At 64.3% G+C, this 361-nt stretch carries 1 pseudogene; it reads right to left on the reverse strand.

The window, feature by feature from the left end:
- Window positions 1-361, reverse strand: a pseudogene (locus SB660_RS19305) (D-xylose ABC transporter ATP-binding protein); the annotation flags it as partial.

Raw genomic sequence — 361 nt, forward strand, 5'->3', positions numbered from 1 at the left:
GTGACATCCCGCGCTTCAAGCACCACCGGAGCGTCATCGGGGACGCCCCGCTCCTGGTACACGAGCTCGGAGGCGAGGCCCCGCCCAATGATTGCCTCGACGATCTCGGCCGCAGACAGCGCGGCCACCGGCTTACTCATCACGACGCGGCCGTCGCGCAACACTGTGATCGTGTCGGCGATCTTTCGGATCTCGTCCATCCGGTGAGAGATATAGACGATCGCGATCCCGCGGTCCTTCAAACGGCGGATCAGCTCGAACAGGTTGTCGACCTCGTGCTTCGCGAGGCTCGCGGTCGGCTCGTCCATCACCAGGACCTTGGCGTTCTTAGCGAGCGCTTTGGCGATCTCGACCAGCTGCC

Origin of the sequence: Bacillus sp. SIMBA_005 (genome assembly GCF_046535585.1) — a bacterium.
Taxonomy (GTDB): domain Bacteria; phylum Bacillota; class Bacilli; order Bacillales; family Bacillaceae; genus Bacillus; species Bacillus pumilus.